Below are 20,847 nucleotides of genomic sequence, written 5' to 3' on the forward strand. Positions count from 1 at the left end.
TTCAGCGTGACCGTCACTGGCCGACAGGGAGGCCCGGCGGGGGATACTTGCCGGGGGGTCCGTGAGCGATCTGGTGGACAGAGAGACTGCGCGCGCCGTCGCGCCATGGGTGCGGCGGCTCGCTCGTTACGGTTACGCCGCCAAGGGAGCCGTCTACATGGTGGTGGGAGGGCTCGCGTTGCAGGCGGCCGTGGGGGCGGGCGGAGCGACGACGGATACCGAAGGAGCCCTTCGCGCCATCATCGCTCAACCGATGGGCGTGATCCTCCTGATGATCGTGGGGGTGGGGTTGCTCAGCTACACGGCGTGGAGGTTCGTCCAGAGCATCTTCGACATCGAGGGGAAGGGCCGCGACTTCCACGGCCTTCTCAAGCGGTTCGGCTACATGGCGAGTGGCGTCGCCTACGCCTCCTTGGGACTCAGCGCGCTGCGCCAATCGGTGGGGATCGCGGCTTACGGCGGAAGGTCGCAGGAGGACTGGACCCGGCTGGTGCTGTCCCATCCGTTCGGCCGCTGGCTCGTCTTCGCCGCCGGTCTGGTCCTGGCGGCGCTGGCGATAAACGCCGCCGTGGTGGCGTTGACGCGGATGTACCGGCGCAAGCTGATGCGCGAGGAGATGAGCGATGCCGCCTGGCGATGGGCGGCTACCACGGCCGTCGTCGGGCTGCTGGCGCGCGGCCTCGTGTTCGCCATGGTCGCGCTGTTCTTCATCCAGGCGGCGTGGGAGAGGGATGCGACCGAGGCGGGCGGACTCGCCCAGGTCCTCGTCGCCATCGCCTCCCAGCCCCAGGGGCCGTGGCTGCTCGGGATCACTTCCGCCGGCCTCGTCGCCTACGGCGTGTACGTCGAGATCGAGGCGCGTTACCGGCGGATCCCGCTCGACGAACACAAACGGATGTTCGAGTAAGGTCCTGCTGAACGCGGTTTACCCGCCAACTGCGGCGGCTCTCATCGAACTGTAAGAGTTCTGTAAGCTGCCCGGGGCTACATTCCTCTGGAAACGCCCTGATTCCTGCATCCCCTTGACATCCCGCTGCGTTTTCCATTGCGAAGGGCGTTTCATATTTCCAACCGACCGGGCGGCACCTGCTTGCGGGTGCCGCCCGAATCATCGACCCAGCCAGATGGCTCCGGGCCCTTACTTGAGCGGGATACCCTGCTGCGGGAGTCGCTGCTCGGTGAAGCGGACGATCTGAGCCGAGATGAGGGTGAGGATCAGGTAGAGGCCGCCGACCATGGTGAGGGGTACGAAGTAGCGGAAGGTGCGGTCCCCGATGATCGTGGCGACGTTGAGCATCTCCAGGACCGTCACCGCCGAGAGGATGGCGGTGTCCTTGAGCATGGAGACCAGGTAGTTGCCCAGCGCCGGCACAACCCGCGGGATCGCCTGCGGGACGATGACGTCGCGGTAGAGGAGCCAGGTGGGCATGTTGAGGGCGATGGAGGCCTCGGTCTGGCCCCGGGGGATCGCCTCTATACCCGCCCGATATACCTCGGCCGTGTAACCGCAGTACTGCAGTCCCAGGGCTATGGCCCCGGTGAGGAAGGCCGGCAGGACGATGCCGAACTCGGGCAACACGTAGTAGAGGAAGAAGAGTTGCACCAGGAGCGGCGTATCGCGGACGAACTCGAGGAAGAAGGCGGTGGGCCAGGAGACGATCTTGAGCGGTACCATCCGCAGCAGCGCCAGCACCAGACCCAGCAGCAGGGCGATGACGAAGCCCAGGGCGGTGGCCTGAATGGTGATTATCAGACCGCGCAGCAGGATAGGGAGGATGGATATTGCGAACGCCCAGTCGGAGGAGAGGTTCCACTCGATCCCGAAGAGCATCAGGCCCTCGCCCTCCCTTGCGCCACACCCACGCGGTGGGCGATGACCCGCTCGAGCCAGCGCATGAAGGCGATGAACACGAGCGCCAGCACGAAGTAGATGATCAGTGTGAGGGTGTAGATGGGGACCGAATCGAGGGTGAGATTACGCAGGTTCTGGGCCCGGAAGGTGAGGTCGGTGAGGGTGATGAGCGAGACCAGGGCGGTGTCCTTGAGGTTCTGCACCACGAGGTTGCCGAAGGGTGGCATCATCTCGACAAGCGCCTGCGGAAGGACGACGTGCCAGAGCGTGTAGCGGCGCGAGAAGTTGAGAGCGACCGCCGCCTCGTACTGCCCTTTGCCAACCGAGCGGATGGCGCCGCGAACGACTTCGGCTCCGTACGCTCCGATGTTCAGCGAGAGGGCGAGGATGCCCGCCAGAACGGGGCTCAGGCTAACCCCCAGCAGGGGCAAGGCGAAAAATAACCAGAACATCTGCACGAGCAGCGATGTTCCTCGGAAGATTTCGACGTATGCGATCGAGATCCAGCGGATCAGGATGTTGTCCGATAGTTTGCCGATGCCGGCGGCGAACGAGAGAACACCGCCGAGAACGGTAGAGGCGAGGGCGAGCAGGATCGTTACCCGCGTTCCCGCCAGAAGTGGGGGGAGTAGGTCGAGGATGTGCGCCATGGGGCTCCTGGTCGTGTGAGGGGGTGGGCGTCCCCGCCGAGGGGACGCCCAGCGGACTCCTACTCCTCAGCCGCGCAGAGCTCTTCGGTACTGGCGTTGAGCGCTGCTTCGACATCGGTCTCGGTGAGGCCGTGCGACATCACGATCTCGCGCCACTCGTCGGTCTCCTGGAACTCGGCGAGCGCCTCGTCGAAGGCCTCGCGGAACTCGTCGGAGTCGGCGTTGAAGGTGAAGGCGCCGTATGAGCGCACCGGTTCGCCTTCGATGACGGGATCCTCGAACGGCTGAGCCGCTTCGACCCCTTCAGAGTTCATCGCCAGGCGGCTAACGGTGAGGCCGGTTGCTGCGTAGGCATCGATGCGGCCGGTCTGGACCGACGACAGGGCATCGGTGTTCGACTGGATCGAGACGATCTGGTCCATGCCCAGTCCGTATGCCTGGGCGAACTCGAGCTGGTCGGCACCCGAGACGAGGCCGAGCTTGAGGTCAGGATTCTCGACGAAGTCCTCGTAGCCGTGGATGTCCTTCGGGTTGCCCTCCTGAACGAGGAGGCCTTCGCCGTAGCTGGAGTTGATTATCGAGAAGTCGACCTGTTGGCAGCGCTGGGGCAGAACCGCCTGGCTGGCGGCCACGAGGTCGAAGCGATCGGCGATGAGGCCGGGGATGAGCGAACCGAACTCGGTGACCGTCCATTCGATGTCGGTGATACCCATGTTCTCGAGGACCGCCTCGGCCACATCGGGCGCGATGCCGCGAGCTTCGCCGTTCTCGTCGATCCAGCCGTAAGGGATCTCGTTGGCGGTTGCGATGTTGATGCCGTTCTCGCGTAGGTCTTCGAGGTCGGCCTGGGCGAAGGCGAGGGAGCCGATGAGGGTGAGTGCCAGCGTCGACGCTGTCAGGTTGCGAACGAATCGGTTCATGCTTTGTTACCTCCAGGTGGAAGAGACGTGTACTGGTGGCGGGGCCAGCAGCGGTACGGGGGCGTCGGCGGAGAGTGTCGGGTGAACCCGACGGCGGATGGTGGCGGGAGTCCTGTGACCTGGATGTTCACAGCGGACGTCCCTTGCGGTTGTCCATTCTCGAAGCTCCCTTCCCAGGGGGCTGAGTTGGTCAGTGTTCCAGCACAGCCTTCAGGAACTCTTGTGTGCGCTGCTCGCGCGGTTCACTGAAGATCTGCGAGGGGGGCCCCTCCTCGGCGACGCGACCAGAGTCGAAGAACACGACCCGGTCGGAGACGTCGCGGGCGAAGCCCATCTCGTGGGTGACGATGAGCATCGTCATCTGGGTTTCCTTGGCCAGCCGGCGGAGGATTCCCAGCACCTCACCGACCAGTTCGGGATCCAGGGCCGAGGTGACCTCGTCGAACAGCATCACCTTCGGCTCCATCGCCAGCGCGCGAGCGATCGCGACCCTCTGCTTCTGGCCGCCCGAGAGCTGGGAGGGGAAGGAGTCGAACTTGTCTCCGAGCCCGACCATGTCGAGGAGCTCCTTGCCTCGCTCCTCGGCCTCGGCCCGTTTGACGCCCTTGACGTGGATGGGCGCTTCGGTGACGTTGCGCAACACGCTCATATTGGGGAAGAGGTTGAAGTGCTGGAAGACCATTCCGATCTTGCTGCGCACTTGCCGCAACTGCTTCTCGTCTGCGGGCACTGCCTTGCCCCCGACCTCGCGGTGCCAGAGGGGTTCGCCGTCCACGAAGATCTTGCCGCTGTCGGGCTTGACCAGCGTCATCAACACCCGGAGGATGGTGGTCTTGCCGGAGCCGCTGGGGCCGATGATGGCCACCTTCTCGTTCTCGGCCACCTCGAAGTCGAGATCGTTCAGCACGACCAGCTCTCCGTAGGTCTTGCGAACCTTCTCGAACCGGACCATCGGTTCGCCGGCGGATCCGCCACGGACTCGCGGCAGCGTGTCCGGGTCGGCTCTCGTCGAAACTTTCGGGGCGTCGCTGGTCATCGTACCTCCTGCGCTGAGCGGTGTGGTGTCAGTTCTTCGGTGGCACGGCCTGGCGGCCTCTGATCGAACCGAGCCGCTGCGGACGTGCCTGTTGCGTCATCTCCTCTTGGACGAGCGAGCGCTTCGATGCGCCGCGCCCGAGCCTTCGAACTCCCCGAACCGAATTCCGACGCGACCAGCTGTCGCAACCGTCATCGATCATGTCCCTTACGCAGAGGTCGTGCTTACAGGTTGAGACACTATTCGAGCCTGCCACGCCTAAAGGGCTAACCTGCAACATTCCTCTACCGATGCCTCTACCTTACGTGTCTCTCACGCAGCAATCAAGGCCACGGCCGCATAGGTTCGGTCCGGCGCATGTTAGAGGCGTTCAGGCGCAGCCCCTTCCTGAACCGGGCTCGGCCCTCCCGACGGTTGCCTTCGATGCCCGTTCCCGACCGGAGATGAGTCACCATGTGTGAAGCCCCGAGGGCCGGAACGCTCCTCCGCGGTGGGAAGGCAGAGTTGATAGAACCTCAGGAATTCCGCAACGCTCTAGGTCGCTTCCCTAGCGGAGTTACCGTGGTGACGGTGATGGACGGCGACGAGCCGCGCGGCATGACGGTGAGCTCGTTCATGTCGCTCTCGCTCGAGCCTCCGCTGGTGGCCATCGCCTTGGGGCACGGAAGCGCTCCGCAGACACTCCTCGGCCCGGGTCGCCACTTCGGTGTGTCGGTACTGCGGCGGGGCCAGGAGGCGGTAAGCGACCTGTTCGCGGGGAGGTCGGTGAGCATTGCCGACCCAGTGACGATCAGCGACGGCTTCCCGTTCATAAGAAATTCGATTTCCCGCCTGCTGTGCCGGGTCGTGGCCGCTCATGAGGCGGGAGATCACACCCTCTACGTCGGTGAGGTGGAGCGCCTGGCTTACGAAGAAGGCGAGCCGCTCATCTATCACCGCGGCAGCTACGTGGCGTTCGGCGAACTGGATCAAGCGGAGTAGCCGGGAGAAGAGCTAGTCCTCTCGGTCTCCCTGCTCGAGTGCCGAGGTCGGTGGAACCTGGACTGGTTCTAGGCGACGGTGGCGGCGATTCGCTGGTAAACAGGGTAAAGCTCTTGCCACCGCGACTTGGCGTCGCAGCGTTCCCGTCCCGACAGGTAGGCTGCGAGATCTTCGATGTGGATCTGGTCTCCTGCCCCATAGGCCGCGATCTGGTCCAGCGGCACACCTCGGTCCTCGATGACGAGAATGGTCTGCTGGCCGTGGGCGGCGAGTGTCACCTCCACCGCTCCATCCGGCTCGCCCGCGGACTTGGTCGCAATGAGCAGATGCCTCGGCGGCTCGCACACTTCCACGAGCCCGGCGCCTTCCCACCCACTGGCGAAATAGCGTGCACGGAACTCACCACCCTGGAACAGATCACCTTCTATCTCGCCGAGCCAGTGGGCGAGTCTTCGACGGTCTGTCAAGGCCGACCACAGGTCACCGATCTCGGTATCGAACCGGTCTTCGAGGCGCACGACGCCTATGCCCTCTGCTGCTCGCAGGGTACCGAGAGTAACTATGTTCCCAGGCCTGTTATCGGTCATCCGATGCTCCTTCTGCCTCGCTTGACGCGGGCTATCTCTTTGCGCCGGGTGTCCGGCCGCTGCTCACAGCGCGCGGCACCGGCCACGGCAGCTTCCATTTTGTGTCCTCTCGACTTTCGCGCGAGGATGATTCTCATCGCCCACTCGTCCAACTCATGGCCGGTCACGTCCATACTTCCTGTCGCTAGCCGGTCACGGGGGGATCATGGCGAAGGTATTCGGCATCGGGTTGACGGAAGGCGGCCACGTGACGTTGGGCGCCTGTATGCGGCAACTCGGCTACCGCCATGCGGACCACGACCCCGATCTCGTAAGGAAGGTTCTCGAAAAGGGCGATATATGCGCGCTCGATGAGGCTAGCGGCCGCTACGACAGCTACGCTGGGATGCCTTGGTCGGCGTACTACCGGCGCCTTGACCGCAACTTCCCGGATGCCCGTTTCGTGCTCGAGGTCAGCGACTCCTCCCACTCGTGGTTCGGCAGCCTCAGACGGTATGCAGTTCACGCGGCCGGGTCGGTGCGGGAGCACGTATACGGCTTCTCGAGCCCGGCAGAGAACGGTCGGCTCGAGTCAACCGACAGGCACGCCCGCCAGGTGCAGGAGTATTTCGCGGGGCGGCCCGAACGGCTGCTGGTCGTTTACTGGCCGGAGGAGCGCTCCTGGCACCGGCTCTGCGAATTCCTCGGCGAGCCGGTGCCGCAGCAGCCATTACCGTTCGAAAGGGAGCGGCGAGCGGCTCGCATTTCTGCCTACCTCCGCCGCCTGCGGAACTCTCTGCAATCTTACGCAGGGCGAGTCTTTCCTGGTGAGCCGTACTAGGAAAGCAGTTCCCTCAATCGCACCAGGTCGCGTTCGTGCCCCTTGTCGTCGTCTCCCAGCGGCGTTTCGACGACCATCGGCCGCCCCGCGAAGCGAGGATCGGAGAGCAGCCGGGCGAAAGCTTCCGCGCCTATCTGCCCCTCGCCGATGTTCTCGTGGCGGTCCTTGTTCGACCCCAAAGGGTGCTTCGAGTCGTTGAGATGCAGAGCCTCGATCCGTTCGAGTCCCACGGACTCCTCGATCGCTTCGACGGTCCGCTGGTAGCCCTCTTCGGTGCTCAGGTCGTAGCCGGCCGCGAACGCGTGGCAGGTGTCGAGGCAGACTCCTACCCGCTCCTTCTGCTCGACTCGCTCGATCACGCCCGCCAGCTCCTCGAATCGCCTGCCCATCGCGCTGCCCTGGCCGGCGGTGTTCTCGAGCAGGAGCCTGGTACCGACCTCGGGGAGCGCCGCGAGGACCACGTCGATCGAGCGGGCGATGCCCTCCACGCCGGCCTCCTCGCCGTCGCCCAGGTGCGCTCCCGGGTGCACGACCAGTCCATCGACACCGAGCCGCGCGCACCTCTCGAGCTCGTCTATCAGGCCGCGGCGCGACTTCTCGATCAGCTCGGGATTGTTTCCGCACAGGTTTATCAGGTAGGCGGCGTGGGCGATGACCGGCTGCGGAGCGGCCTCGCGCGCCTCCCGGAAGGCGGTGACCTGCTCCTCCTTGAGCTTCGACCCGGCCCAGCGGTTGGGACTCTTGACGAAGATCTGCAGCGACCTGCAGCCGATCTCCACGCCCCGTTCGAAGGCGGTATGGGGACCGCCGGCTACCGATACATGCGCTCCGAGGAGATCCATGGTTCGGAGTCTACCCCTCCGGTAGGCTCGAGGCTGCCTGGGCCGGCAGCCGATCGGAGCTAAGGGGACGCCGGCCGCCCCGCGAGGATTCCCGCCCGTTGGCCTGCGAACAGCGCCGTCCGTGTCCGCGGGTGATGGAGGTCTTCGCTCCGTTGGCGGGGAACGCCAGCCGCGCGCCGGACGGCCGGCACCGGTGGTAACCTCTGCTGTGCTTCGCGGCATGGTGCACAACCCTTCGGCAGACGAACTGCAAGATTTCCTCGACGAACACCTGAGGTCCGGGGAGTGTCTCGTGCAGGTCGTGGGCGAGTGCGAGGTCTACTACCAGGGCCGCGCGGCCAGCGTCGCGGATGCCGGTGACTACGTGGTGATGGCGAAGTGCGACGGCAGCCTGCAGGTCCATGGTCACCGGGGGGTCAAGCCCATCAACTGGCAACCGCAGAGCGACGACGTGAGGGTGGTCCGGGAGGACGGCTTCACCGTGCTCTACTCGGAGCGATTCACGCCGCCCGAGATGGTGCGGGTGGCGTTCCTGGAGCCGGTACTGGCCCAGGCCCTGGCGCTGCACGAGGCAGGCGGGTTCGTCCTGATGGGCTCGGAGTCGGAGATGCAGGAGGCTCTGGCGCGCCGTCCCGACCTGATCGAAGAGGGGCTCACCCTGCTCGACCGCGAACTGCCCACCGACGTCGGCGGCATCGACCTGTATGCCCGCGATGTCTGCGGGAACCTGGTGGTCGTCGAGCTGAAGAGGGGTAAGGCAGGCCAGGAGGCCGTACACCAGCTGGGACGATACGTTGAGCGCGTCCGCGGACTCACCGACACCACCGTTCGTGGGGTGCTGGCGGCGCCGGCTATCACCGCCCCGGCGCTCGAGCAGCTGCAGTCGAAGGGCCTGGAGTTCCGTGAGGTCACTGCGCTGCCGCTGGATGAGGAGCCCGAGCGGCAGCCCTCCCTGTTCGGTCCGGCTGGCTGATCGCGGCAGCGAGCGTGCTGCACGTATCGACTTGCTCACGCGGCGCTCACACACCTTCCTGCTAGACTTCCAGCGATGCCGCTGTTCCGCAAAGACCCGTTCGGCAAAGCCTGGGTGCTCATCTCCCCCGAGAGGGGGTTGCAGTCGTCGGACTTCGGTAGCGTGGAGCAGGCGGAGGAGATCTCACCCCTGTCCCCCGGCGCCGACCGCGGGCTGCGTGAGATACACGCCCTGCGCCCCAGCGCAGCCAGGGCCGGAGGACCGGACTGGCGGGTGCGGGTAGTCGAGCACCCGTCGCCGCTGGTACAGGACAGGCCAACGCGCTTCTCCGGTTCAGCCCCTTTCGAGCACGGTGCGAGCCGTGGGTTCCAGGAGATCATCGTCGAGCACCCCGATGCACGTCAGCGCCTGGAAACGATGCCGCGCGAGCACCTGGTCGACGTGCTCAGGGTTTACCGCGATCGCCTCGCTCTGCTGGCGGCCAAGGAGGGCATCAGCCACGTCCAACTGAGCCGCAGCGTTGGTAAGCCGGCTGGGGCCCTCTTCGAGCACGCCTACGCCCAGGTCCTTGCCGTGCCCGTCACCAACCGCTGGTTGGAGGAGGAGGTGAGCGCCTCGCGCTCCCACTTCGATTCGAGCGGTCGCTGCCTCTTCTGCGAGGTGCTCGAGCTGGAGCTGGAGCAGCGCGATCGGCTGATCACCTACAACAGCCACTTCGCCGCCATCTGCCCGTACGCCTCGAAGTTCCCGTTCGAAACGTGGATCATGCCCAGGCGCCATTCGGGTACGTTCACCGATGAACCGGGCAATCTCCTGCCGGCCTTGGCGGACATCCTGCAGGCGGTACTGAAGAGCATCAACGCGGCGCTCGACGACCCTCCATACAACCTCGTACTGCACACCCTCCCCGGCGACGACGAGGCCTTCCACTGGCATATCGAAGTGCTTCCCAAACTCACCTACCAGTCGGGTTTCGATTGGGGCAGCGGCTTCTACGTGAACCCGACGCCGCCGGAGGACGCTGCCCGTTTCCTACGCGAAGCGCTCGCCATCCAGGAGGTCTCGCAGTGAGGATCGCGCGGCTGGGTGGATGGTCGCGGTGAGCGTGCGGACCAGCGGCACGAGACGGCGCGACTCGGCCGCGGCGCCGCCGACCGCGAGCAGGAGCGCGGCGCCGGGTACTGCGAGCAGGGCCGCGGCGCCGGGTACCGCGAGCAGGAGCGCGGCGCCGGCCCGCGGCGCTCGCTGGCTGCTCCTCGTGCTCGTGGCCTTCGGAAGTATGCACCTGCTGTTCATGCTCGGAGTGGAGGGGATCCGCTACTTCCGGGCCCAGATGTCGATCGAGAGGCTCGAGCGCGAGGTGGCCGACCTGGAGTCCGAGGCCCGGGCGCTCCAGGCCGTGATCGAGCATGGCGACGATCAGAGGTACCGCGAGCAGCTCGCCCGCCGGCTGGGCTACATGTATCCGGATGAGGCGAGGATAGTCACCAGCGAACCCCGCTGACAGCCACCAGGAGGAGGAGGTCGTCGTTGACGGCGGAAAGCGCCGGCAGCACGTTATCCTGTCGGGCGAAAGGCGGACCTTGTGGCGGACGACACGCTTGCGTGGATGAACGAGCTCACGGCCGAGATGGAGGAGCGCCGCAAGCGCGTGGAGCGCGGCGGTGGGCCCGAGAAGGCCAGCAGGCAGCACGAGGCGGGCAAGATGACCGCTCGCGAGCGGTTGGAGGCGCTACTCGACGAGGGGACCTTCGTCGAGCTGGGCGTATTCGTGCGCCATCTGGGCGGTGAGATGATGCAGGGGGTGGACGCGCCTGGTGAAGGCGTGGTCACAGGTTACGGCGAGATCGACGGCCGTACGGTGTTCGTCTTCTCCCAGGACTTCACCGTGCTGGGCGGCTCGCTCGGCAAGATGCACGCCCAGAAGATCGCCAAGGTCATGGACCTGGCTGCTCACACCGGAGCACCGATAATCGGACTCAACGACTCGGCGGGCGCCCGGATCCACGAGGGGGTCGACTCCCTCTCGGGCTACGGCGAGGTCTTCTACCGCAACGCCATCTATTCCGGGGTAGTGCCGCAGATCTCGGCGATCCTCGGACCCTGCGCGGGTGGTGCCGTCTACAGCCCGGCACTCACCGACTTCGTGCTGATGGCGCGCGGTTCCTCCTATATGTTCATAACCGGACCTGAAGTCATCAAGCAGGTGACCAAGGAGGAGGTGACGTTCGAGGAGCTCGGCGGGGCAGACGTGCACAGCCGGAAGTCGGGCGTGGCTCACCTCGAGGGGGAGGACGACGCCGAGGTGCTGCAGATGGTAAGGCAGCTGCTCGCCTACCTGCCTCAGTCTGCCTGGGAGAAGCCGGCGCGGATAGAGAACGGCGACCCGATCGACCGGGAGACGCCGGAGTTGCTCGAGGTGGTGCACCCCGATCAGCGTCGGCCCTACCCGATGCACGACGTCATAGGCGCACTGGTGGACGACCACGAGTTCATGGAGGTCCAGCCCGAGTTCGCCAAGAACATCGTCGTGGGTTTCGCCCGCTTGGGCGGTGATTCGGTGGGGATAGTCGCGAACAACCCGCGACACCTCGCGGGCACGCTCACCATCGACGCCTCCGACAAGGCGGCGCGTTTCATCCGCACCTGCGACTGCTTCAACATCCCGATACTGACCTTCGTCGACGTAACCGGTTTCCTTCCCGGCGTGGCTCAGGAGCACGGGGGGATCATCAGGCATGGAGCCAAGATGCTCTACTCCTACGCCGAGGCGACCGTGCCCAAGATCACCCTCATCACCCGGAAGAGTTACGGTGGCGCCTACCTGGCGATGAACTCGCGCGACATGGGGGCAGACGTCGTGCTCGCCTGGCCCACCTCGGCCGTGGCGGTGATGGGCGCCGAAGGCGCCGCGAGCATCATCTACAGGCGGGAGATATCTTCGGCCGCCGACCCCGAGGCGGCGAGGGCCGAGCGGATCGCCGAGTACCGGAAGCGCTTCGACAACCCCTACTGGGCAGCGGGGCGAGGTTACATCGACGACGTGATCGATCCCAAGAGCACGCGGGTGCAGCTGGTGCGGCACCTGCGGATGCTGCAGGAGAAGAAGATCGAGCGGCCCTTCAAGAAGCACGGGAACATCCCGCTGTAGGTTCGTACCCGTTCTGAGCCCAAGGACTAGCTGTTCCCCCGGCCACCCCTGGATGGAGCGCGAACTCCGTCGTCGTAGCTGTCGTGCCGCCGCCACCATACGTAGGGGTCCCCCTGCGGCCATCCTCCCGGCGAGTCCTCCCACCGCTCCTGCCTTCCGTAGGGCACGAGGTCGAGCAGGCTGAAGGTCGTGCCTAGCTGCTCCACGCCCCGCGCGCCCGTCTGGTAGGTGTGGAAGACCCGCTCACCATCACGGATGAAGACGCTCAGGTGATGGTGCTCGCTGTCGCCGACCGTGGCGCTGAAATCGTAGTTGAAGTCGCTGCCGAAAGAGGAGTACCAGGGGAAGTCCCAGCCCATGCGTTCACGGTAGGCGGCAAGCTTCGCGAACGGTGCCCGCGAGACCAAGGCGAACGACACGTCACGGGCGTTCAGGTGGGCCGGATGCCCGACGCCGTCGACGAACCAGGAGCAGCCGTCGCAACCCTCATCCCAGTCGGGATGGAACATGAAGTGGTAGACGATCAGCTGGTTCCGGTCGTCGAACAGATCGATGAGCGTCGCCTCGCCGTCGCGCCCTTCGAAGCTGTACTCCTTCTCGACCGCGACCATCGGCAGGCGGCGCCGCTTGGCGGCGAGGGCGTCGTGCGCTCGCGTAAGCGCCTTCTCCTCGGCGCGGATCCGCTCGTGGGCCGTACGCCACTCTTCACGGCTGACGATGGGGGGCAGCGCCGCACCCGCCTGAGTCTGATCTTCGGCATCCATCCCGCTACCTGCCTTTCGCTCGAACCAGATGTTCCGAGTTCCGGAAAGTGTATATGCACCTACCATCCCGGGTCAAGGGGCGGATAGAGCGCACAGCGGATCGCCGGCTCACTCGCTTCGCCTGACATCTGCCGGGAGGACCGGTGTCCCCTCCTCTTCAGAACGGAGATTCCGAGGCCAAGATGTCGTGCTACCATTTCCCAAGTCGAAAATCACCGGATGAACTGGAGGCACGCATGCGTCAACTCCTGTATCTGGGAGCGGAACATGCGGCGGGGCGATGGTGGTGAGAGGCGCCTCGCCCGAGGTGAGCGTATCGCCATCGAGCTGATGTTCGAGTTTCGTAGGTTGAGGAGATGAACCTTCTCCAGGTCACTCCCCCTGCTCCGAACCTCTTCTACCGGCACCGGGACCCGCTCGATCTTCGGCTGGGTTCGGCCGTGGGTCGGTCGGAAGCAACCGGCCCTATCGTCATCGACGAGACCATCCGGGAGAGCCGCTCCTACCGGAGCGCCGATTTCGTCATCATCGGCTGTCCCCAGGACGAAGGCGTGCGCCGCAACGAGGGCAGAGCCGGCGCCGAGGGGGCCCCGGCAGAGATCCGCCGCTACCTGTACCGCCTGGCCCTCGGTCCCCTTGAAGGCCTCTGGAGCAGAAGGCGCGTGGTCCTCGGTCTCGGAGGCGCCGAAGAACTCGACCTCGCTCGGGCGCCCGTCCTTTTCGACCTGGGAGACACTCTCACCGACGGACCCCTGGAGGAGATCCATATGCGGCATCGGGCGATAGTAGAGCAGGCGTTGCGGGACGGCAAGACCGTCATCAGCCTGGGCGGAGGCAACGACCTCTCCTATCCCGATGCAGCGGCCGCCGCGGCGGTATTCCCGGGCCTTCTGGCGTTCAATGTGGATGCGCACCTCGACGTGCGCGACGAGGAGCCGAGGAACAGCGGGACGCCCTATCGACAGTTGCTGGACCAGGCCTTCATCGAGCCCGAGAACTTCGTCGAACTGGGCTATCAGCCGTTCGCCGTGGCGAAGGCGCACCTGGCCGCTCTGAAGTCCCGGGGCGTGAGCGCCTACAGCCTCGGAGAAGCGCGCTCTCGTGGGTTCGGAGAGGTAGTCCGAGAGCACCTCCGGAAGTCCGCCGATGCGGTGTTCTGGGGCATCGACATGGACGTGGTGAGCAGCGCGTTCGCTCCGGGGGTGAGCGCTCCCAATCCCGCGGGCCTCTACCCGGAAGAGCTTCTCGATCTGTCGAGACGAGCGGGCCTGGAGTCGCGATCGCGACTCTTCGAAGTTACCGAAGTGAACCCGCGCTTCGACCTCGATGGCCGTACCAGCCGACTCGCGGCGGTAGCGGTGTACGCCTTCCTGAGCGGGAGGGCGGAGTCGTCGTCGACGAAGGAGGAAACAGATGTGTGAGCCACAACCGAACGGCCTTGAGCCCACGGCAGAACCGAGGGTCTTGCGCTACGGAGACCGGAGGCGCGAGTGAGCGCGCCGGCGGTACGGCCGCCCCGCGGCAATCAGCGCAAGGCCAAGGGCTGGATCCAGGAGGCCGCCAAGCGGATGCTCATGAACAACCTCGACCCGGAGGTTGCCGAGAAGCCCGAGGAACTGATCGTCTACGGTGGACGCGGCAAGGCGGCGCGCACGTGGGAGGACTTCCATCGTATCGTGGAAACGCTCGATCGTCTTGAGAACGACGAAACGCTGCTGGTGCAGTCGGGAAGACCGGTAGGAGTATTCCGGACCTTCCCCGAGTCTCCGCGGGTGATCATCGCGAACAGCAATCTGGTGCCCAAATGGGCGTCGTGGGAGGAGTTCGACCGCCTCGACGAGCTGGGACTGATGATGTATGGCCAGATGACCGCAGGTTCGTGGATCTACATCGGTACCCAGGGGATCCTACAGGGCACGTTCGAGACGTTCGCGGCGGCCGCGCGCAAGCATTTCGACGGAAGCCTGAGAGGCACCATCACACTTACCGCGGGCCTGGGAGGGATGGGCGGAGCCCAGCCCCTCGCCGTCACCCTGAACGGGGGCGTCGTCATCGTGGTCGAGGTCGACAGAGAGCGGATCGAGCGACGCATCGGGACGCGCTATCTGGACGAGTGGACGGTCAGCCACGACGACGCGCTGGATCGCGCCGAGCGGGCCAGGCGCGAGGGCCGGGCACTGTCGATCGGGCTCCAGGGGAACGCCGCGGAAGTCTTGCCGGAACTCGTGCGCCGTGGCTTCACCCCCGACCTGGTCACGGACCAGACGAGCGCGCACGATCCGATGTACGGCTACGTGCCGCCACTGCGGGAAGACGAGGATCCATCGGAAGCGCGCAGGTCCGAACCCGAGGAGTACCGGCTCAGGGTGCTCGAGGCGATCGCGCGTCATTGCCGCGCGATCGTCGAGATGCAGAGCGCCGGGGCGGTCGCCTTCGACTACGGCAACAACCTCCGCGCCTTCGCCAAGGAGGGCGGTTTCGCCGACGCCTTCACCTATCCCGGCTTCGTCCCCGCCTTCATCCGCGACCAGTTCGCCGAGGGCAGAGGACCCTTCCGCTGGGTCGCCCTCTCAGGCGACCCGGAGGACATCCATGCCACCGACCGGGCCCTGCTCGAGCTCTTTCCCGAAGACGACGGGCTGCGGCGCTGGCTCACCGAGGGAACCAGCAAGTTCGCGTATCAGGGGCTGCCGGCTCGCATCTGCTGGCTCGGTTACAGGGAGCGCGACCGGGCGGGATTGCGCTTCAATGAGATGGTGGCGGCGGGCCAACTGAAGGCTCCGGTGGTGATAGGCCGCGACCACCTCGACGCCGGTTCGGTCGCCAGCCCCTACCGGGAGACCGAGGCGATGAAGGATACGAGCGACGCCGTCGCCGACTGGCCGCTGTTGAACTTCGCACTCAACGCTGTTTCCGGAGCCGGCTGGGTCAGCTTCCATCATGGCGGCGGAGTGGGCATGGGCTACAGCATGCACGCCGGCCAGGTCTCGGTCGCCGACGGCAGCACCGAAGCCGCCGAACGACTCGCCAGGGTGCTGGTCAACGATCCCGGCAGCGGGGTTATGCGGCATGCCGAGGCCGGCTACGAGAAGGCGCAGAGAGTCGCCCGTGAACGGGGCCTCGACCTGCCGAGCCAGGACCTCACTTCCGGCCGCGGATGATGCGGCGGCTTTTCCGGGGGATCAGCGAGCTCTACACCCCATTCACGAGAGTGGAGGACGCTGTCCTTGCGGTCGAGGATGGGACGGTGGCGTTCGTCGGGCCCGCCCGCGAACTTCCCGGAACCTTCTGGGACTGGCCGGCGACGGACATCGGTGGGCACGGCGTACTGCCCGGACTCGTCGACAGCCACACCCATCTCGTGTGGGCGGGCGACCGCCTGGCCGAGTACCACCTGCGGGCGCGCGGGGCCGCCTACGAGGAGATCCTCCAGGCGGGCGGTGGCATCTACAACACCGTACGAGCCACCACGACCGCTTCCGAAGAGGAGCTTCTAGGCCTCGCCCGGGAGCGGGCTCATACCTTCCTCCAGGGCGGCGTCACCGCCCTCGAGGTGAAGAGCGGTTACGGACTCGAGTTCGAGCAGGAGCTCAAGATGCTGCGCGTGGTGAACCGGCTCGCTGCCGAACTCCCGCAGCACGTCGTACCCACGCTCCTCGCCCATGTGATCCCGCGCGACCGCGACAGGAACGAGTACGTTGCCGCCTTCACCCGGGAACTCATACCCGAGGTGGCGAGGTCCGGCCTCGCCAGGGCCGTGGACGTCTTCTGCGACGCAGGCGCCTACACCCTCGACGAGACCCGGCTGATCTTCGAAGCCGCCCGGGCGCACGGTCTGGGCGTCAAGGCGCACGCCGAGCAGCTGACCCGAACCGGCGCAACCGCTCTCGTCGCCGAGTTCGAAGGCCTCTCGGCAGACCATCTCGAGCAGACCACCGAGGAGGATTGGCGGGCCCTGGCTGCCGCCGGCAGCGTAGCGACCCTCCTGCCCGGTGCGACCGTCTTGCTCAGGAAGCCGTTCCCTAGCGCGCGGGCGATGTGGGACGCCGGCGTCAAGGTGGCGGTGGCAACCGACCACAACCCAGGCTCGAGTCCCTTCTACAGCCTCTTCCTGGCCATGCAGCTGGCGATCGCCCTGGGAGATCTGACCGTCGAGGAGGCCCTCGTCGCAGGCACCGCTCACACGGCTGACGCGCTCGACCTGCCGGCCCTCGGCCGCCTGGAGAAGGGATCGGCTGCGGACTTCATAGTCACCTCCACCGCGCATGCGACCTCGCCGCTCTATACGTGGGGAACGACCGGGCTGGAGAGGGTCTACACCGGCGGCGAGGAAGTCTGGCCGTACGATAAGTCGTGATCGACAAGGGGCACGGACCGGATAGGCGATCGCCCGGACGGTCGGGGCAGGAACCGGTGCGGGTCGGCGGCTCGCTCACCCTGCGGGATATCGTCGGGGTAGCTCGTTCGGATCGGCCGGTGGAGTTGGCTGGCGAGGTGGTGGACCGGGTGAAGCGGAGCCGCGAGTTCGTCGACGAGCTCGTCAACAGCGGCAAGACGATCTACGGCATCACTACCGGCTTCGGACATCTCGCCCGGGTGCACATCGAAGACGAGGACGTGCACGCGCTCCAGCGGAATCTGGTGCTGTCACACTCGGCCGGAGTGGGCGAGCCATTCTCGCGCGACGTTACCCGTGCGATGCTGCTGCTGCGGGCACAGAGCCTGGCGCTGGGCTACAGCGGAGTGCGACTCGAACTGCTCGAGCTGCTCCTGGCCTGCCTGAATCGGGGGGTCCACCCCGTCATACCTTCGCAGGGTTCCGTAGGCGCGAGCGGAGATCTCGCGCCGCTCGCCCACATGGCGCTCACGCTCATCGGCGAGGGGGAGGCCGAGTACCGCGGGGAAGTGGTTCCGGCGGCGCGAGCGCTGGAGGAGGCCGGACTGCGACCTCTGGCGCTGGAAGCCAAAGAGGGTCTTGCCCTCATCAACGGGACGCAGGCGATGACCTCCGTAGCTGCCCTCGTCCTACACGACGCTCTCGGGCTCTGCACGGTAGCGGACGTGGCAGGAGCGATGAGCCTCGTCGCATTGCGCGGTTTGTCCGACCCGTTCGATCCACGGGTCGGGTTCCTGCGACCCCACCGCGGCTGCGAGCAGACCGCTCGCAACCTGAGGCTGCTGCTGGCGGGGAGTACCGGGGTGAGCGACGAAGCGCGGGTGCAGGACGCCTACAGCCTGCGCTGCATGCCCCAGGTCCATGGCGCCAGCCGCGGCGCCCTGCTGCACGCGGCCGACGTCGTTGTCCGCGAGGTCCACAGCGTGACCGACAACCCGCTGATCTTCGAAGAGGACGGCGATGTCATCTCGGCGGGCAACTTCCACGGGCAGCCGGTTGCTTTGGCGATGGATTATGCGAAGTCGGCGATAGCCGAACTCGCCAGCATCTCGGAGCGGCGGATCGCCAGGCTCCAGGACCCCGCCCTCTCGAACCTGCCGGCGTTCCTGACGAGCGAAGCAGGCCTCAACTCGGGCCTGATGATCACCCAGTACACTGCCGCCGCCCTCGTGAGTGAGAACAAGGTTCTCGCGCACCCCGCCAGCGTCGACAGCGTCCCGACCAGCGCTAACCAGGAGGACCACGTCTCGATGGGGACGATAGCTGCCCGTCAGGCCGCCCAAGTCCTGACGAACAGCCAGCGGGTCCTCGCCATAGAGCTGCTGAACGCCGCTCAGGCGCTCGACCTGCGTCCCGGTCTTCACACGGGACCAGGCGTTACCGCGGCCCACCACGCCATACGGGAGGTGGTTCCGCAGCTTCGTGGGGACAGGGTGATGGCCGGCGACCTCGAGGCCGCCTTCGATCTCGTGGCCCGCGGGACTTTGCTCGAGGCGGTTGCGGGTGCCGTCGAAGGGTTGGAGATCGTCGAAACCGTGTAAGCAGGTCCCGTCTTGTCGTTGAAACCTCAGCCCTCGTCGGTGGCGATGTCGCTGGGCCGCCTGAGCAGCGGCCAGTAGAACGCGAGGGTGACGAGGATGAGCCCGGAGGTCACGAGCAACGCGGTGGTGTACGCCTCTGCCGGGTAACCGCCGCTGCTGCTGGTGGGGAAGAGGCCGATGACCACACCCAGCAGCCACTGGAGCAGGGCGCTTCCGATCATGCCCAGGAAGTTGACCGCCGTGATGGCGCGGCCGGTCATGTTGAGCGGGAAGGCGAGGCGGATGAGCGCGTAGAACAGGACGTTGAAGGCGCCGAACAAGCCGAAGAGGAGAAACAGGAGGGCGAGCAGTTCCGGGTAGGAGCGGGCAGGGAAGAACGCCAGTACGAGTTGCACGAGCAACATGCCCAACGCCCCCGCGGCGGTCGTGCGGGCATGCCCGAGCCGATCGGCGAGCCAGCCCACCACCATGTAGCCGCCGCTCACACCCACGCCCATGAGCAGGAGGAGGTTCCCTGCAGCTATCGGTTCCAGTCCCGCGCGGTCCACCAGGTAGGGTCCTGCCCACAGCCCCTGATAGGCGAACATGCTTCCGGTGACCGCGAAACCGAGAAGGCCGATGCGCCAGAAGTCGAGGCTGACGAAGACCTGTACGAGTGAGCCGCGGTCGCTGGCGGCCACGAGGTCGGCCCCCGGTGCCTGCCGTCCGAAGAGGCCTATCCCAAGGGCAGCCAGCAGTATCAGGCCGGCGCCGCCCAGGAAGATCACCCGCCAGCCGAACGCTTCGTTCAGCGCGGCCAAGGGCGTGGCGGCGGCCAAGGCTCCCAGTGAGCCAAGGCCGAGGAAGAGGCCAGACACGGTTGCGAACCGCTGCGGCGGGAACCAGCCGCTGAACGCCTTGAGCGACCCCATCAGTATCCCGGCCATGCCGAGGCCGATGAGCGCCCGCCCCAGGGCCAGGGCCGCGAAACTCTGGGCCGCTGAGAAGAGCAGCGCGCCGACCACCGCCGCCAGCATCAGGCCGGAGGTCACGAAGCGGGCGCCGAAGCGGTCCAGGGCGGCGCCCAGCGGTACCTGTGCAGCGCCGAAGGTAAGGAAGAAGAGGCTCGTCATGAGCCCCAACTGCGCGGCCGTCAGGGACAGGTCACGGCTGAGGTCGTCGGCGATGACCGCGTTGGTGGAGCGGAAGAAGTAGGAGAAGAAGTAGGCGATTACGAAGACGAGGAAGACCAAGTAGGCCTGCGCCGGCACCTCGGCGGCTGCCGCCGCACGAACGTGGGTTTCCTTGCCAGCCGCCCCCACAAGCTCCTCGGCCCCGGCCGTCCCCTGCTCCGTCTCCGCGTTCTCCTCAGCCCACGCCACGCAGGTCCTCGAAGATCTGCCAGCCGACCCCTGCGGGCGTCCGCTCGAGCTTTCCCTGCAGGAGCTCCGCCAGCCACGGCACGATGCCGGCATTGTGGGCGGCATCCTCTTCGGGATCGTCCACCAGCTTCAGCACGGTGAACTGATAGACCTGTTGGGTAGCTGCCAGGGTACCGTCGTCGAAGAACGTGAAAGGCGCCTGGGGCAGTGGGTCCCAGAGGACGTGCACTTCGCCTTCGATGCGCCTGGGGAGGTAGTCGCCCAGATCGATCTCCAACTCGCGGGGATGCCAGATATAACCCTGGAGCAGTTTGAGTCCCCGCTCGTGTTCAGCCATCGACCTTCGGGCAGATGTCAGGAGCCAGCCGGTTCAGCTCGCCCAGGAGCCCATCGAAGGAGCGGAAGTGGATGCCGGCGAAGCCGAGGCGGCGGCAGGCCGAGACGTTCACCTCGCTGTCGTCGATGAACACGATCTGCGAGGGGGGCAGCTCCAGTGCCTCCTGCAACTTCCGGTAGGCTGCCGGGTCGGGTTTCCGTACCCCCAGCTCGTTCGAGAAGAGGAACGTCTCGACCCGAGCCATCCGCGGGTCGCTCCTCACCCTGTCGCACAGCAGGGGCACGTTGTTCGAGAGCATGCCCACCCTGTAGGCATCCGGTATGCCTGCCAGGAGGTCGTACATCTGGGTCCGCTCGCGGCCCGAGCTCAGGAACGTCTCCCGGAACCGCTCCTCGTCGAAGTAGAGACCCGACTCCTTTCGGAATCGGGTCACGAACTCGGCCATGTCGAACTCCCCGGCCTCGAAGTGGGCCATGAGCGGGAAGTAGGTCTTGGCCACGCTCTCCTCGGGTACCGCGCAGAGTCGGGCGAGGTTGCGGACGGCATCGGAATCGAACGTTCCCTCGGTGAAGATGCCGCCCCAGTCGAAGGCGATTGCCCCGATCACGCTCCTCGTCCGAGTAGATGACGAGCCGT

General features: G+C 66.1%; 22 protein-coding genes. 11 read left to right on the plus strand and 11 right to left on the minus strand.

Annotation, left to right across the window (positions count from 1 at the left end; all coding sequences use genetic code 11):
• Positions 1-73: 73 nt before the first annotated feature.
• Positions 74-907 (plus strand): DUF1206 domain-containing protein, encoded by an 834-nt coding sequence (locus VF168_06475; protein ID HEX7003813.1) that lies wholly within the window; start codon positions 74-76, stop codon positions 905-907.
• A gap of 231 nt (positions 908-1,138) precedes the next feature.
• Here the strand turns inward: VF168_06475 and ehuD are convergent, their stop codons facing one another.
• The 4 genes from ehuD to ehuA all read right to left on the minus strand — a co-directional run bounded on the left by ehuD (position 1,139) and on the right by ehuA (position 4,458).
• Positions 1,139-1,831, minus strand: coding sequence for an ectoine/hydroxyectoine ABC transporter permease subunit EhuD (ehuD, locus tag VF168_06480; GenBank protein ID HEX7003814.1), 693 nt, complete (start codon positions 1,829-1,831; stop codon positions 1,139-1,141).
• A complete protein-coding gene (ehuC, locus tag VF168_06485) occupies positions 1,831-2,502 on the minus strand; it encodes an ectoine/hydroxyectoine ABC transporter permease subunit EhuC (GenBank protein ID HEX7003815.1) in 672 nt (223 codons plus the stop codon). Before ehuC ends, ehuD begins: the two co-directional genes overlap by 1 nt.
• Before the next feature lie 59 nt (positions 2,503-2,561).
• The gene (gene ehuB, locus VF168_06490) at positions 2,562-3,422 is read right to left on the minus strand and encodes an ectoine/hydroxyectoine ABC transporter substrate-binding protein EhuB (GenBank protein ID HEX7003816.1); all 861 of its coding nucleotides are present in this window, start codon (positions 3,420-3,422) and stop codon (positions 2,562-2,564) included.
• 190 nt (positions 3,423-3,612) lie between these two features.
• Positions 3,613-4,458 (minus strand): ectoine/hydroxyectoine ABC transporter ATP-binding protein EhuA, encoded by an 846-nt coding sequence (gene ehuA / locus VF168_06495; protein ID HEX7003817.1) that lies wholly within the window; start codon positions 4,456-4,458, stop codon positions 3,613-3,615.
• A 453-nt stretch (positions 4,459-4,911) separates the two neighbouring features.
• On the opposite strand from ehuA, the gene VF168_06500 reads away from it, so the two are divergent.
• A complete protein-coding gene (locus VF168_06500; protein HEX7003818.1) occupies positions 4,912-5,439 on the plus strand; it encodes a flavin reductase family protein in 528 nt (175 codons plus the stop codon).
• 68 nt (positions 5,440-5,507) lie between these two features.
• Here VF168_06500 and VF168_06505 read toward each other — a convergent pair whose 3' ends face one another.
• The gene (locus VF168_06505; protein HEX7003819.1) at positions 5,508-6,026 is read right to left on the minus strand and encodes an SRPBCC domain-containing protein; all 519 of its coding nucleotides are present in this window, start codon (positions 6,024-6,026) and stop codon (positions 5,508-5,510) included.
• 205 nt (positions 6,027-6,231) lie between these two features.
• On the opposite strand from VF168_06505, the gene VF168_06510 reads away from it, so the two are divergent.
• Positions 6,232-6,846 carry a sulfotransferase gene (locus tag VF168_06510; GenBank protein ID HEX7003820.1) on the plus strand — a complete coding sequence of 205 codons (615 nt, stop codon included), beginning with the start codon at positions 6,232-6,234 and terminating at the stop codon, positions 6,844-6,846.
• On the opposite strand, the gene VF168_06515 is transcribed toward VF168_06510, so the two are convergent.
• Positions 6,843-7,688, minus strand: a complete 846-nt coding sequence (locus VF168_06515; protein ID HEX7003821.1) for a deoxyribonuclease IV — start codon at positions 7,686-7,688, stop codon at positions 6,843-6,845. The two genes, VF168_06510 and VF168_06515, sit on opposite strands and share 4 nt — an antisense overlap.
• A gap of 208 nt (positions 7,689-7,896) precedes the next feature.
• On the opposite strand from VF168_06515, the gene nucS reads away from it, so the two are divergent.
• A complete protein-coding gene (gene nucS / locus VF168_06520; protein HEX7003822.1) occupies positions 7,897-8,661 on the plus strand; it encodes an endonuclease NucS in 765 nt (254 codons plus the stop codon).
• A 75-nt stretch (positions 8,662-8,736) separates the two neighbouring features.
• Entirely contained in the window at positions 8,737-9,732 is a 996-nt protein-coding gene (locus tag VF168_06525) for a hypothetical protein (GenBank protein HEX7003823.1), read from the plus strand.
• On the opposite strand, the gene VF168_06530 is transcribed toward VF168_06525, so the two are convergent.
• The gene (locus VF168_06530; protein ID HEX7003824.1) at positions 9,694-9,957 is read right to left on the minus strand and encodes a hypothetical protein; all 264 of its coding nucleotides are present in this window, start codon (positions 9,955-9,957) and stop codon (positions 9,694-9,696) included. The genes VF168_06525 and VF168_06530 overlap by 39 nt on opposite strands.
• Between VF168_06530 and VF168_06535 the strand changes: the two genes are divergently transcribed.
• Entirely contained in the window at positions 9,941-10,165 is a 225-nt protein-coding gene (locus tag VF168_06535) for a septum formation initiator family protein (GenBank protein ID HEX7003825.1), read from the plus strand. The two genes, VF168_06530 and VF168_06535, sit on opposite strands and share 17 nt — an antisense overlap.
• A gap of 105 nt (positions 10,166-10,270) precedes the next feature.
• Entirely contained in the window at positions 10,271-11,812 is a 1,542-nt protein-coding gene (locus VF168_06540; GenBank protein ID HEX7003826.1) for an acyl-CoA carboxylase subunit beta, read from the plus strand.
• Between the two features lie 26 nt (positions 11,813-11,838).
• Here VF168_06540 and VF168_06545 read toward each other — a convergent pair whose 3' ends face one another.
• Positions 11,839-12,576: a DUF899 domain-containing protein gene (locus tag VF168_06545; GenBank protein ID HEX7003827.1), complete on the minus strand. Its 738-nt coding sequence runs from the start codon at positions 12,574-12,576 to the stop codon at positions 11,839-11,841.
• A gap of 356 nt (positions 12,577-12,932) precedes the next feature.
• Here VF168_06545 and VF168_06550 point away from each other — a divergent pair, with 356 nt between their 5' ends.
• The 4 genes from VF168_06550 (at position 12,933) to hutH (ending at position 18,513) form a co-directional block, all read left to right on the plus strand.
• Positions 12,933-13,997 (plus strand): formimidoylglutamase, encoded by a 1,065-nt coding sequence (locus VF168_06550; GenBank protein HEX7003828.1) that lies wholly within the window; start codon positions 12,933-12,935, stop codon positions 13,995-13,997.
• Positions 13,998-14,066: 69 nt separating this feature from the next.
• A complete protein-coding gene (gene hutU, locus VF168_06555; protein ID HEX7003829.1) occupies positions 14,067-15,737 on the plus strand; it encodes a urocanate hydratase in 1,671 nt (556 codons plus the stop codon).
• Positions 15,734-16,933 carry an imidazolonepropionase gene (gene hutI, locus VF168_06560; protein HEX7003830.1) on the plus strand — a complete coding sequence of 400 codons (1,200 nt, stop codon included), beginning with the start codon at positions 15,734-15,736 and terminating at the stop codon, positions 16,931-16,933. The genes hutU and hutI overlap by 4 nt, the downstream gene beginning before the upstream one ends.
• Complete coding sequence (hutH, locus tag VF168_06565) at positions 16,930-18,513, plus strand: histidine ammonia-lyase (GenBank protein ID HEX7003831.1); 1,584 nt, start codon at positions 16,930-16,932, stop codon at positions 18,511-18,513. The genes hutI and hutH overlap by 4 nt, the downstream gene beginning before the upstream one ends.
• Before the next feature lie 26 nt (positions 18,514-18,539).
• On the opposite strand, the gene VF168_06570 is transcribed toward hutH, so the two are convergent.
• The 3 genes from VF168_06570 to VF168_06580 are packed head-to-tail and all read right to left on the minus strand — an operon-like array spanning position 18,540 to position 20,818.
• Positions 18,540-19,874, minus strand: a complete 1,335-nt coding sequence (locus VF168_06570; GenBank protein HEX7003832.1) for an MFS transporter — start codon at positions 19,872-19,874, stop codon at positions 18,540-18,542.
• Positions 19,861-20,211: a DUF3208 family protein gene (locus tag VF168_06575; GenBank protein ID HEX7003833.1), complete on the minus strand. Its 351-nt coding sequence runs from the start codon at positions 20,209-20,211 to the stop codon at positions 19,861-19,863. The genes VF168_06570 and VF168_06575 overlap by 14 nt, the downstream gene beginning before the upstream one ends.
• Complete coding sequence (locus VF168_06580; GenBank protein HEX7003834.1) at positions 20,204-20,818, minus strand: HAD family phosphatase; 615 nt, start codon at positions 20,816-20,818, stop codon at positions 20,204-20,206. Before VF168_06580 ends, VF168_06575 begins: the two co-directional genes overlap by 8 nt.
• Positions 20,819-20,847: the final 29 nt, after the last annotated feature.

The sequence above is a fragment of the Trueperaceae bacterium genome (assembly GCA_036381595.1).
Lineage (GTDB): Bacteria > Deinococcota > Deinococci > Deinococcales > Trueperaceae > DASVCN01.